Below are 12404 nucleotides of genomic sequence, written 5' to 3' on the forward strand. Positions count from 1 at the left end.
GCTATAATCCCGAGGCGATCACCTCCTACAACATCGTGCCCGGCCTGCTGGGCGTCATCCTGTCGATGACCCTGGTGATGATGACCGCGCTGTCAGTGACCCGAGAGGCCGAGCGAGGAACGATGGAGAGCCTGCTCGCCACCCCCGTCGAGCCCATCGAGGTGATGGTCGGCAAGCTCGCGCCCTATGTCGCGGTCGGACTGATCCAGACGGCGATCATCCTGCTGCTGGCACGGTTCCTGTTCGACGTGCCGATGCAGGGCGGCTGGCTGGGGCTGTCGCTGGGCGTGGCGCTGTTCATCATCGGCTCGCTGGCGCTCGGCTTCCTGATGTCGACGGTGGCCAAGACCCAGCTCCAGGCCAAGCAGATGAGCATCGTCTACATCCTGCCCTCGATCCTGCTCTCGGGCTTCATGTTCCCATTCCGCGGCATGCCGGCCTGGGCGCAGGCGCTGGGCGAGGTCTTGCCGGTCACCCATTTCCTGCGCGTGGTTCGCGGCGCGTTGCTGAAGGGCCAGAGCCTCGAGGACATGTGGCGCGAATTACTCGCCCTAACCGCCTTCGTCTGCGTCGTCACCGCCCTGGCCATGGCGCGCTATCGGCGCACGCTGGACTAGCAGCGCCGCACTGGCCAAATTACCAATCTTTGGTATGATCGCCGCCATGGGCAAGAACACATCCGTCAGCCTCGGGGAGCACTTCTCCAACTTTATTGAATCCGAGGTCGCCAAAGGCCGCTACGCCTCGGCGAGCGAAGTCGTCCGGGCGAGCCTGCGCCTGCTGGAGGAACGAGAGGCGCAACTGGCGTCGCTTCAAGCGGCTCTAGTCGAGGGTGAGGAAGGCGGCCCTTCGACGCCGTTCGACTTCGACCAGTTCATTGCCAGCAAACGCACCGCCTCGCCAACGCGATGAGCCGCTATGTCCTGTCGCCGAAGGCCGCGAGCGACCTCGACGAGATATGGGATCATACCCAGACTCATTGGGGCGACGCCCAGGCCGAAAGCTATATTCGTGACATTCAGCGGGTCATCGAAGGCGCGGTGGAAGATCCACGGCGAGGCCGGCCCTGCGACCATATTCGAACCGGCTACTTCAAGCTCTCAGTCGGTTCACACGTGATATTCTACCGTCTGGTGGGCGTTGAACTCGACGTGATCCGCATCCTGCATCAACGCATGGACTTCGACCGGCATCAGTAAGCGGCGCCCCTCCGCTTGCCGCCGAGCGATTCCCACCCCACTTTCCCTCGCATGAGTGCTCGTTCCTCGGGTGTGGGGCCGCCGAGACTGGTGGCGGTGCTCGGCCCGACCAATACCGGCAAGACCCACCTCGCCGTCGAGCGGATGCTGGGCCATGCGAGCGGCATGATCGGCCTGCCGTTGCGGCTGTTGGCGCGGGAGATCTACGACCGGATTGTCAAGCTGCGCGGTCCCTCCTCCGTGGCCTTGATCACCGGCGAAGAGAAAATCGTCCCGGCCCGCGCGCAGTATTTCGTCTGCACCGTCGAGGCCATGCCGCTGAGCCGCGAGGTCGAGTTCCTGGCGGTGGACGAGATCCAGCTCTGCGCCGACCCCGAGCGCGGCCACGTCTTCACCCACCGGCTGCTGCATGCGCGCGGCAAGTACGAGACCATGCTGATGGGCGCCGGGACCATGGCCCCCTTGATCCGCCGGCTGCTGCCTGACGCCGAGATCGTCACCCGCGAGCGGCTGTCGCGGCTGAGCTATTCCGGCCCCAAGAAGCTGACCCGCCTGCCCCGCCGCTCGGCGGTCGTCGCCTTCTCGGCCGACCAGGTCTACGCCATCGCCGAACTGATCCGTCGCCAGCGCGGCGGCGCGGCCGTGGTCATGGGCTCGCTCAGCCCCCGCACCCGCAACGCCCAGGTCGCGCTCTACCAGTCCGGCGAGGTCGACTTCCTGGTCGCGACCGACGCTATCGGCATGGGTCTGAACATGGACGTCGACCATGTGGCCTTTGCAGGCTTGCGGAAGTTCGATGGCAAGCGCACCCGCTTCCTGCACCCGCAGGAAGTCGGCCAGATCGCCGGCCGCGCCGGGCGCTTCACCCGCGACGGGACGTTTGGCGTCACCGGCGAGTGCGAGGACATGGACGCCGACCTGATCGAGGCGGTCGAGGAACACCACTTCGAGGCCACGGCCGGCGCCGAGTGGCGCAACGCCAAGCTCGACTTCAGCTCGCTGAACAACCTGATGCGCTCGTTGGCCGCGCCGCCGACCCGCGAGGGGCTGAAGCTGTCGGCCGAGGCCCTGGACGAGAAGACCCTGCGGGCGTTGTCGGGCGAGCCTGAGGTGATCGACCGCTGCATCCGCGACCGTCAGGCGCTGATGAAGCTGTGGGATGTCTGCCAGACCCCGGACTTCCGCAAGACCTCCGGCGAGGAGCACATCCGCCTGGTCCGCGAGTTCTTCGGCTGGCTGACCAGCCGCAACCGCAAGATTCCCGAGGAGTGGATCGCCGGCCAGTATCGCCATCTGGACCGCACCGACGGCGAGATCGACACCCTGGCCGCGCGCCTGGCCAGCGTGCGGACCCTGGCCTATGTCGCCAACCGTCCTGACTGGCTGGCCGACGCCGCTGGCTGGCAGGGCCGCACCCGCCTGCTGGAAGACCGGCTCTCCGACACCCTGCATGAAAAGCTGATGGCCCGGTTCGTCGACCGGCGGACCAGCGCCCTGATGCGGGCGCTTAATGTCCACAGCGAGATGCTGGCCGGGGTCGCCAGCGACGGCGCGGTCACGGTCGAGGGCCAGTATGTCGGCAAGCTGCTCGGCGTCAGCTTCGAGCCCGCCCAAGGCTCCTCGGTGCTTGAGGAGAAGGCCCTGCGCGCCGCCGCCGTCGCCGCGGTCGGACCCGAGATCGCCAAGCGGCTGGGTAAGCTGGCCTCCGAGCCCGACGAAGCCTTCTCCTTCACCCCCGACGGCGTGGTGCACTGGCATGGCGAGGCGGCCGGCGCGATCGCCGGCGGCACGCCGTTCGCCCCAAAGATCCGGCTCTATGGCGAGCTCGGTCCAGCCCCGGCACGCGAGCGCGCGGCGCGGCGGCTCGAAGCCTTCCTCGCGGCGGAGGCCGTCAAAAGGCTGGGCGTCCTGCGCCGTCTCGAAGCGGCCCTCTCCAGCGGCAAGGTCAAGGGTTTGGCGCGCGGCCTCGCCTATCGACTGATCGAGGCCGGCGGCGTGCTCGACCGCGACCAGGTGCGCGCCGAGGCCAAGGCGCTCAGCCAGGTCGAGCGGCGCGGCCTCAAGGCGCTCGGCGTGCGGCTCGGCCACTTCAGCCTCTATTTGCCGGCGCTGCTAAAGCCTCAGGCCCTGACCTTCGCCCAGGGTTTCGCGGGCCGCGATTGGCGCCCCGCCACCGACAGCGTCAGCCGTCTGCCCGACCCGCCGCCCGCGCCGATCGCCCTGGCCGCGTTCGGCCTGCGCGCGGTCGGTCGCCATGCCGTGCCAGTGGAGGCGCTGGAACGCCTCGATGAACTACTGCGCGCCGCGCCAAAGCAGGGACAGCTTTCCGATCCGGCGCGCGAGGAGCTTGGCTGGTCCGATAGCGAGGCCCGTGACATCCTGCGCGCCCTGAACTTCGCGCCGACGACGAAGCCCAAGGACGGCGAACCGCTGGTCTGGCGTCGCCGCAGCGAAAAGCCTAAGCCGCACGCCGTGAGCGCACCTGCCCCCAATTCGCCGTTCGCCGCCCTCGCGGCCTTGAAGGAACAGCCGGCGCCCCCAGCGCGCCGCCCTCGCCGGCGTCGCAAGACCAAGGCTGTGCGGGCATGAGCGACGACGCCTGCCGCGCCGATGTCTGGATGTGGCGTGCGCGGTTCTTCAAGACCCGCTCGCTGGCCGCCAAGTACCTGGATGAGGGCAAGGTCCGACTGACACGCAGCGGCGCCGAGACCCGCATCGACAAGTGCGCCAGGCCGCTCAAGGTCGGCGACCGGCTGGTGTTCGCGGTCGGAGGCCGGCTCATCGCCGTGGCCGTGGAGGCCCTAGGCGAGCGGCGCGGCCCGCCCGACGAGGCGCGCGGACTCTATTCGACGCTGGCCGCGGATTAGCGGCTCGGCCAACTCAGGACTTGCCGCCCTCATCCTGCGGGGTGGCGGCCAGGAACTCTCCCAAGCGATCGAGCTTGCGCTCCCAGTTCGTCCGCCGCTCATTGACCCAGAGCTCGACCAGGCTGAACGCCTCGGGCTCGATCCGGCAGGTCCGCACGCGGCCGAGCTTTTCAGAGCGGACGATGCCGCTGGCCTCCAGCACCGCCAAATGCTGCACCACCGCCGACAGGGTCATGTCGAGCGGCTGGGCCAGTTCGCTCACCGAGGCCGGTCCAAGGCTCAATCGCTCGACCATTCCACGGCGGCCAGGATCGGCCAGGGCTTGGAACAGCAGGTCGAGCTTCGGATTATGGTTTAGCATGAACTAAAGTATCACCAGAGGTGTGAAACGGCAAGAGCTTGGCGAGCGTCGGCGCGAGCCGTATGCAGGGCCATGGCCTGGACCCGCACCTATAACGACCCCGAACCGCAACGCGTGAACAAATGGCTGGCGCAGAGCGGCGTCTGCTCGCGCCGTGAAGCCGAAGCCCTTATCGGCAAGGGCCTGGTCTTCATCGACGGACAGCGCGTCGACGACGCCGGGCGCAAGATCGAGACCGGCCAGACCCTGGTGCTGAACGACAGCGCCCAGGCGATCCTCGACACCATGCTGAGCGTGGTGTTCCACAAGCCGATCGGCATCGTCTCCTCCCTGCCGCAGGACGACCAGGTCGAGGCCGCGAGCCTGCTGACCAAGGACGCGCTGTGGGGCGAGGACGGCGTGGTCCCGGGTCCTGGAAACAACCTGGCGCCGCTCGGCCGGCTGGACCGGGACTCCCGCGGCCTGCTGGTCCTCTCGGAGGACGGCGTGCTGGCCAAGGCGCTGATTGGGCCGGAGTCGAACATCGATAAGGAGTACATGGTCCTGCTGACCGGGGTGATCACCCCGAAAAAGCTGGAGCTCCTGCGCCACGGCCTGGAGCTCGACGGCCGCCAGCTGCGCCCCGCCAAGGTGCGACAGATCCACGATCAGAAGCTGAACATCGTCCTGAAAGAAGGCCGCAACCGCCAGATCCGGCGAATGGCCGAGGCCGTCGAACTGCGGGTGGTCGATCTGGTTCGGATCCGGGTCGGCCCGCTCTTGCTGGGCGACCTGCCCGAAGGTCGTTGGCGGCCGCTGGCCGCGGAGGAGCGCGCGGCGCTGCTGAAGGCTTCGGTCGCGCACAACCGCCCGGCCTGACGCCCGAAATGCTGTAGTGATCGCTTGACCAATCCTTCGCGGCCAAATACTTAAGCGAACACTTTAGCGAAGGAAAAAAGATGACCGAGCGATCCGTGAGCCACGCCACCTTTGTCATCGAACGCGCCTATGACGCCGCGCCAGCCCGGGTGTTCGCCGCCTGGGCCTCGCCTGAGGCCAAGTCGCTTTGGTTCGGCAACCTCGCCAAGCCGGACCCCGGCTATCAGCTCGATTTTCGGGTCGGCGGCCGGGAGCTGAACAAGGGGGGTCCCGAGGGCGGCGCGGTCTATACCTATGACGGCGTCTATCTGGAGATCGTTCCCGATCAGCGCATCGCGCTCAGCTACACCATGGACATGGACCAGACGCGGATCTCGGTCTCCATCGCCACGGTCGAACTCAAGGCCGACGGCGGCCGCACGCGGCTGATCTATACCGAGCAAGGCGCCTATTTCGACGGCCACGACAAACCCGAGTTCCGTGAGCACGGCACCAAGGAACTGCTCAACAACCTGGCGGCCTATCTCGCCAGATAGGCCGACCGCGGACGATTGTCGCTCGGCGCTCAGCAGCCTAGCTTGGCGAGCATGAAAACGGTCGCCTCCGCCCTGCTCGCCGCCCTCGTCTCCACCTCGGCCCTGGCCGCGCCGCGCGAAGAGGCGCGGACGCTCGAGGGCCTCCGGAAGCCAGCCGAGATCCGCACCGACCGGTGGGGCATCGCCCACATCTATGCGGGCGACGTGCGCGACGCCTTCTTCCTGCAGGGCTACAACGTCGCCGGCGACCGGCTCTGGCAGATCGATCTGTGGCGCAAGCGGGGCCTTGGCCTCCTCGCCAAGGATTTCGGCCCAGCCTACGTGGCCCAGGACCGCGCTGCGCGACTGTTCCTCTATCGCGGCGACATGGACCGCGAGTGGGCGGCCTATGGCGCCGGCGCCAAGGACAACACCGAGGCGTTCATCGCCGGAGTGAACGCCTATGTAATCGAGATCCGCGCCGGCAAGCGGCCCCTGCCCCCGGAATTCCAGCTGGCCGGTTCGGCGCCTGACCTCTGGACACCCGACGACGTGGTGCGCATCCGCAGCCATGGCCTGACCCGCAACGTGCCCAACGAGGTCGGGCGCGCCAAGATCGCCTGCGCCGCCGGCCTGGAGGCCGCCAAGCTTTACCGCCACATCGAACCGGCCTGGGAGACCAAGATCCCCGAGGGCCTTGATCCCTGCGATATTCCGGCCGGCGTGCTCGCCGACTATCAACTCGCCACCAGCGGCGTGAAGTTCGCGGGGCCGCCGGCCCAGACCGCCATGCTGGAAATCCCGCCCGACGCGATCGGCTCCAACAACTGGACCGTGGCCGCCAGCCGCACCGCCACCGGCCGCCCGATCCTGGCCAATGATCCGCACCGCGAGCACAGCGCGCCGTCGCTGCGCTACATCGTCCACATGGAAGCCCCGGGTTTTTCGGTGATCGGAGCCGGCGAACCCGCCCTGCCCGGCGTCTCCATCGGTCACAACGGCACGGTCGCCTTCGGCCTGACCATCTTCCCGGCCGACCAGGAGGATCTCTATGTCTATGAGACCGATCCGAAGTCGCCCCTGAACTACCGCTACGCCGGTGGCTGGGCGCAGATGGACAGCGTCGTCGAGGACATCGAGGTCAAGGGAGAGGCGGCGCCGCGCAAGGTCGAACTGCGCTTCACCCACCACGGGCCGGTGGTCTATGCCGACGCCGCCAAGGGCCGAGCCTTCGCCGTGCGCAGCGTCTGGGCCGAGCCTGGGACGTCGGCCTATTTCGGCTCGATGGGCTACATGACCGCCAAGACCTGGGAGGGCTTCAAGGGCGCATTGGCCGACTGGGGCGCGCCGTCGGAGAACCAGGTTTATGCAGACACCAAGGGCGACATCGGCTGGGTCGCCGCCGGCAAGGTTCCGCGCCGTCCCAACTGGGACGGCCTGCTGCCGGTCCCCGGCGACGGCCGCTATGAATGGAAGGGGTTCCTGAAGCTCGACGAGCTGCCTAGCGCCCACAACCCGGCCTCCGGCTGGTTCGCCTCCGCCAACCAGATGAACCTGCCCGCCGACTTCCCCTATGCCGAGCGCAAGGTCGGCTTCGAGTGGTCGAACCCCGCACGCATGCAGCGGATCGCCGAGGTGCTGGCCGCCAAGAACAAGCTGACCCTGGCCGACGCCACGGCCCTGCAGACCGATTCCTACAACATCACCTCGCGGCGGATGCTGGTCCTGCTCGCGCCGATCAAGACCACCGATCCCAAACTCGCCTCGGCCCTGAAACTGCTGCGCGGCTGGGACCACAGGGCGGCCAGCGACAGCGACGGCGCGGCGCTCTACGAGGTCTGGATCGCCAAACACCTGGGTAAGGCCACCGTCGCCCGCGCCGTGCCGCAAGCCGCCCGCGCCACCGTCGGCCAGGGCGACCTGGCCGCGGTCATGGCGCTGCTAGAGCATCCCGACGCCAGCCTCGGCGCCGACCCGGCCGCCGCCCGCGACCAGATCCTCACCTCCAGCCTGCTGGCCGCCTATGACGAGGTGGCCGGGCGCCTGGGGCCCAATTCAAAGACCTGGGCTTGGGGCAAGCTGCACCAGGCGCGCTTCGACCACGCCCTGACCTCGCTCGCGCCCGCCGCCGACCGCAAAGCTATGTCCAGCGGGACCGCGCCGATGGCGGGAACCATGCTCTCCCCCCTGGCCGCGACCTGGCGACTGGACGACTACCGCGTCGTCGCCGGCGCCTCGTTCCGCATGGTTCTGGATGTCGGCGCCTGGGACAACAGCCTCGCGATCAACACGCCGGGCCAATCGGGCAGCCCAGGCAGAGCGCACTATCGCGATCTGTTCCCCAAGTGGGCCAAGGGCGAATACGTGCCGTTGAGCTATTCCCGGAAGGCCGTGGAGGCGGCGACGGAGCGTGTACTGAAGCTTCAGCCCGCCAGCTGATTGGGACGCCTATCGGAGCTTCCAGATATCCTGGGGCTCGGCGGCATTGACATTGCGGCGGCGGGGCCGGAAAAACCGCGGCCCGATTAGAGCGGCCGGAGCCCAATTGCGCTATGACCTATATCGTCATGGATGCTTGCATCAAATGTAAGTTCATGGACTGCGTTGAGGTGTGTCCCGTCGACTGCTTCTACGAGGGCGAGAACTTCCTGGTGATCAATCCGGACGAGTGCATCGATTGCGGCGTCTGCGAACCTGAGTGCCCCGTCGACGCCATCAAGCCCGACACGGAAGACGATCCCGACTCCAAGTGGTTGAAGATCAACACCGATTACGCCAAGGTCTGGCCGAACATCACGGTCAAGGGCGAGCCGCCCGCTGACCGCGAAGAGTTCGAGCGCGAAGAAGGCAAGTTCGAGAAGTACTTCAGCGAGAAGCCCGGTCGCGGCTCCTAAGGCTCCCAGGTCACTCCGGGGGCAAGCCTTTCTTTCGGCTGATTTTTATGCTAATGTCACCATTGACGTGGTGATAGCGAGAACGCTTGCCCCGTCGTTTTTGCAGAAGAGCCGTCCCCGGCCAGTGTACGCCTTCATAAGGCGAAGGGTGTCCTAGAGGTCAATTCCGTTCCAACAGGGGTAAGCCGCCGCGCAGTTTTTGCGGATGGTGATCTTTGCTCTGTTGGAAAGTTATTAACGCCTCTTAACGGGTTCGGACGCGTCGAAAGGACTTGAGCGAATGAGCAAGAGCGGTCTGGAATTCTCCGTCGGCGACCATGTCGTCTATCCGGCCCATGGCGTGGGCCAGGTACAGGGGATCGAAACCCAGGAAGTCGCCGGCTATTCCCTCGAAGTTTACGTCATTACCTTCGACCACGAAAAGATGACCCTTCGCGTTCCGACCGCGAAAGCCCGCACCGCGGGCCTGCGCTCGCTCGCCGAGGGCAATGTGGTCAGCCAGGCGCTCACCACCCTGAAGGGCCGCGCCCGCGTGAAGCGTACCATGTGGTCGCGTCGCGCCCAGGAATATGAAGCCAAGATCAACTCCGGCGACCTGATCTCCATCGCCGAAGTGGTGCGTGATCTGCACCGCGCCGAGAACCAGCCGGAACAGTCCTATTCGGAGCGTCAGCTCTATGAATCGGCCCTGGACCGCATGGCTCGCGAAGTCGCCGCCATCGAGCGCATCGACCGCGACGCCGCCATCGGCATCCTCAACAAGAGCCTGATCAAGGCCGTCGCCTCCTAAGGGATTCGTCGAAAATCAACTTGAAACGCCCGGCCGCAAGGTCGGGCGTTTTCGTTTGTGTGATCCGCCGACGCGCGGTCCAGCCGCGCCAGAAGCCCCGCGGTTCAAGCAAGCCGTGAACGAGCGCGATAGCGGCGACCCGATCGCGCCCGGCTGGAGCCGCCCGTTCGGCCGCCGACAAATAGCCGGCGCGTCGCGGGGCGGAGCGCCCCGCCAGCCCTAGACCCGAACGAAAATCGGACCCCAGAGGATCTGATAGCGTCGCTCGTCCAGCCGTTGACGAGGCCGCAACTGATAGACGCCCGGCGTCAGCCGCGAACCGATGGCCTCCTGGCCGAACGCGCGGCTGGCGGCCACGTCCAGCGGATTGCTCAGGGAGAAGCTCTCCAAATGCGGGGAGGCCTGCTCCAGGACGCTCGATAGGTCGGCGGCCCCATTGATCTTAAACGGCAGCGGCGCGGCCAGCTCGCCATCTGGATGGGCGTAGAGGCCGACGGCATAGGTGCGCTCGCCTCGCGTGACGACGCCGAACCCCACCTGGGCGTGGGTCGGCGCCAACAGGTTGAGCCAGTGGCGCTCGCTGTTGCGCCAAAGCCCCATCAGGTCCTCCGCCGAGGGCGGCGTCGGGGCGTGGCGATAGGCGATGTTCTCGCTGGCCGAGCCGATCATTCGCCGTGCCAGCACCCCGATCCGGTGAGTGGGATCAAAACCCTCCGGGGTCAGATGCTCGACATAGTCCCGGTCGGCGAGATCGGCGGCGTGAGCCCGCGCGGCCAAGGCCAGTTCGTCGCTCCAGCCACAGGGCAGCTTAGCGTTGGCCGCCCTGGCGCCGTTGGTCAACGCCCAGAGCTGGCGTTCCTTGGGCGCCTCGAAACGTCCCCCGCCGGCATCGACGAGTCGGTCCCGGAGCCGGGCCTCATAGGCCAGCCAATCGTCGGCGCCGATCACCTGGGGCGCGGCGAACGCCGGCAGCGCCGCGAGGCTTCCCATCCCCGCGAGCAGCATGCGGCGTGCAACGCCGTCGACGGTCGGCGAAGATCCTGTCGTTAGCATCCAGCGTTCCCTTCGACGGGGCTTTCCGTCAGCCTGGCCTCAAGCGGCGGGGGCGAAGACCTGGACCACCTATAGAAGCTGATCTTGATCTACAGGCTTATGGATTAACGGAGAGTCAGGGAAACGGTCGCTTGGCAGGGTCCTCGCCCGGCTTCACGATCAGTCAGGCTCGACCGCGCCCACGGCGGGCGGATGGCTCGGCGCGGCCACCGGCCCTGGTCCCTTATTCAGCTCATAGGCCAGCTTCTCGCGGTCGAGATCGCCCTCCCAGCGCGCGATGACGATGGTGGCCACGCTGTTGCCGACCAGGTTGGTCAGCGCTCGGCACTCGCTCATGAACCGGTCGACCCCGACCAGCAGGGCGAGCGAGGCGATGGGAATGTCGGGAACCACGGCCAAGGTGGCGGCCAGGGTGATGAACCCCGCCCCGGTCACGCCGCTCGCCCCCTTGGAGGTCACCATCGCCACCCCCAGCAGGGTCAGCTCCTGGGTCAGGGTCAGGTCGATATTGGTGGCCTGGGCGAGGAACAGCGTCGCCAGGGTCATGTAGATGTTGGTGCCGTCCAGGTTGAACGAGTAGCCGGTGGGAATGACCAGGCCGGTGGTGGTCTTGCCCGCGCCCAGCCGCTGCATCTTCTCCATGATCTGCGGCAGCACAGATTCCGAGGAGGAGGTGCCGAGCACGATCAGCAGCTCCTCGCGGATATAGGCCAGGAACTTGAAGATCGAGAAGCCGGCGACCAGGGCGATAAGACCCAGGATCACCAGCACGAAGAGCAGCGAGGTCGCGTAAAAGGTGGCGACCAGCGCCCCCAGCTTCAGCAGCGCCGCCAGGCCATACTTGCCGATGGTGAAGCCCATCGCGCCGAACGCGCCGATGGGCGCCAGCTTCGCGACGATCTGGATGATCGAAAAGAAGACCTTGGAGACGTCCTCGAGCACCCCGGCCACCTTGTCGCCGAACGGACCCAGGCGTGCGCAGGCGAAGCCGGTGAGGATGGCGATCAGCAGCACCTGCAACAGGTCCCCCTCGGCGAAGGCGCCGAAGAAGGCGTTGGGGATCAGGCCCAGCACGTAGTCCATCAAGCCCTGGCTATGGGCCGCCTTCTCGACATAGCCGGCCGCGATGGTCGGATCGAGGGTGGCTGGGTCGATGTTGAAGCCCGCGCCCGGCTTGACCAGGTTGCCGACCACCAGCCCCAGCACCAGGGCGAAGGTCGAGACCACCTCGAAATAGAGCAAGGTCTTGGCGCCCAGCCGGCCGAACGCCTTGATGTCGCTCATCCGGGCGATGCCGGAGACGATGGTGCAGAAGATCACCGGGGCGATGGACATCTTGATCAGCTTGATAAAGCCGTCGCCCAGCGGTTTGAGCGCCACCCCGACCTCAGGCCAGATCGCCCCGACGGCGATCCCCAAGCCGATGCCGACCAACACCTGCACATACAGCAGGCGGAAAATACGAAAGAACGCCATCCACTATCCCCGATCGCAGCCATTCCCACCTGAATGGCATTGCGCTATCACCCCCACCGGTCGGCCCGGTAGCTCAGCAGGATAGAGCAGCGCTTTCCTAAAGCGAAGGTCGGGGGTTCGAGTCCCTCCCGGGCCGCCACGGACTGTTGTCGTTTGTCGGTGTCGGCGCAATTTAAGACTGGCCCATCTGCAACTTAAGACTGGCCAAATTGAGAACAGGTCGCAAGAAACCCAACTTCAAGATGGATGGCAAAGCCACAGCGCGCGCAGCGGCCAGAAAACGCCATCGCAGGACTTTAGATCTTGGCACAAAGCAGACTCTCATCGTCCGAGCAGCGTAGGTTTGGTCCGGCATAAACTCGACTGTTTCGTGGGGCGCTGACTTGGAGCA

13 protein-coding genes and 1 tRNA gene are annotated in these 12404 nt (G+C 66.6%); 11 read left to right on the forward strand and 3 right to left on the reverse strand.

Translation table 11 applies throughout. From position 1 onward, the window contains the following. From Q7T84_RS17805 to Q7T84_RS17825, 5 genes are all read left to right on the forward strand, one after another. A partial coding sequence (locus tag Q7T84_RS17805) for an ABC transporter permease (protein ID WP_304811514.1) occupies positions 1–617 on the forward strand: 617 nt, incomplete at its 5' end. Positions 618–663: 46 nt separating this feature from the next. Further along, complete coding sequence (locus Q7T84_RS17810; RefSeq protein ID WP_304811517.1) at positions 664–912, forward strand: type II toxin-antitoxin system ParD family antitoxin; 249 nt, start codon at positions 664–666, stop codon at positions 910–912. Further along, positions 909–1199 carry a type II toxin-antitoxin system RelE/ParE family toxin gene (locus Q7T84_RS17815; RefSeq protein ID WP_304811520.1) on the forward strand — a complete coding sequence of 97 codons (291 nt, stop codon included), beginning with the start codon at positions 909–911 and terminating at the stop codon, positions 1197–1199. The genes Q7T84_RS17810 and Q7T84_RS17815 overlap by 4 nt, the downstream gene beginning before the upstream one ends. A gap of 51 nt (positions 1200–1250) precedes the next feature. Next, positions 1251–3788, forward strand: coding sequence for a helicase-related protein (locus tag Q7T84_RS17820; RefSeq protein WP_304811523.1), 2538 nt, complete (start codon positions 1251–1253; stop codon positions 3786–3788). Beyond that, positions 3785–4066 carry an RNA-binding S4 domain-containing protein gene (locus tag Q7T84_RS17825; protein ID WP_304811525.1) on the forward strand — a complete coding sequence of 94 codons (282 nt, stop codon included), beginning with the start codon at positions 3785–3787 and terminating at the stop codon, positions 4064–4066. Before Q7T84_RS17820 ends, Q7T84_RS17825 begins: the two co-directional genes overlap by 4 nt. Before the next feature lie 13 nt (positions 4067–4079). Here Q7T84_RS17825 and Q7T84_RS17830 read toward each other — a convergent pair whose 3' ends face one another. Further along, positions 4080–4427: a helix-turn-helix transcriptional regulator gene (locus tag Q7T84_RS17830; RefSeq protein WP_304811527.1), complete on the reverse strand. Its 348-nt coding sequence runs from the start codon at positions 4425–4427 to the stop codon at positions 4080–4082. Between the two features lie 72 nt (positions 4428–4499). Between Q7T84_RS17830 and Q7T84_RS17835 the strand changes: the two genes are divergently transcribed. The 5 genes from Q7T84_RS17835 (at position 4500) to Q7T84_RS17855 (ending at position 9484) form a co-directional block, all read left to right on the forward strand. Continuing rightward, positions 4500–5285 (forward strand): pseudouridine synthase, encoded by a 786-nt coding sequence (locus tag Q7T84_RS17835; protein WP_304811530.1) that lies wholly within the window; start codon positions 4500–4502, stop codon positions 5283–5285. Between the two features lie 80 nt (positions 5286–5365). After that, positions 5366–5821, forward strand: coding sequence for an SRPBCC family protein (locus Q7T84_RS17840; protein ID WP_304811532.1), 456 nt, complete (start codon positions 5366–5368; stop codon positions 5819–5821). A 51-nt stretch (positions 5822–5872) separates the two neighbouring features. Further along, the gene (locus Q7T84_RS17845) at positions 5873–8239 is read left to right on the forward strand and encodes a penicillin acylase family protein (RefSeq protein WP_304811534.1); all 2367 of its coding nucleotides are present in this window, start codon (positions 5873–5875) and stop codon (positions 8237–8239) included. Between the two features lie 113 nt (positions 8240–8352). After that, on the forward strand, positions 8353–8694 hold the full coding sequence (fdxA, locus tag Q7T84_RS17850; protein ID WP_056735770.1) for a ferredoxin FdxA: 342 nt from the start codon (positions 8353–8355) through the stop codon (positions 8692–8694). 280 nt (positions 8695–8974) lie between these two features. Next, positions 8975–9484: a CarD family transcriptional regulator gene (locus Q7T84_RS17855; RefSeq protein WP_304811542.1), complete on the forward strand. Its 510-nt coding sequence runs from the start codon at positions 8975–8977 to the stop codon at positions 9482–9484. Positions 9485–9703: 219 nt separating this feature from the next. Here the strand turns inward: Q7T84_RS17855 and Q7T84_RS17860 are convergent, their stop codons facing one another. Both Q7T84_RS17860 and dctA read right to left on the reverse strand, forming a co-directional pair. After that, complete coding sequence (locus tag Q7T84_RS17860; protein WP_304811545.1) at positions 9704–10537, reverse strand: CAP domain-containing protein; 834 nt, start codon at positions 10535–10537, stop codon at positions 9704–9706. Positions 10538–10696: 159 nt separating this feature from the next. Then, a complete protein-coding gene (gene dctA / locus Q7T84_RS17865; RefSeq protein ID WP_304811548.1) occupies positions 10697–12013 on the reverse strand; it encodes a C4-dicarboxylate transporter DctA in 1317 nt (438 codons plus the stop codon). A 62-nt stretch (positions 12014–12075) separates the two neighbouring features. On the opposite strand from dctA, the gene Q7T84_RS17870 reads away from it, so the two are divergent. After that, positions 12076–12152, forward strand: a tRNA-Arg gene (locus tag Q7T84_RS17870). Positions 12153–12404 lie beyond the last annotated feature (252 nt).

Source organism: Phenylobacterium sp. (assembly GCF_030654915.1).
Lineage (GTDB): Bacteria > Pseudomonadota > Alphaproteobacteria > Caulobacterales > Caulobacteraceae > Phenylobacterium.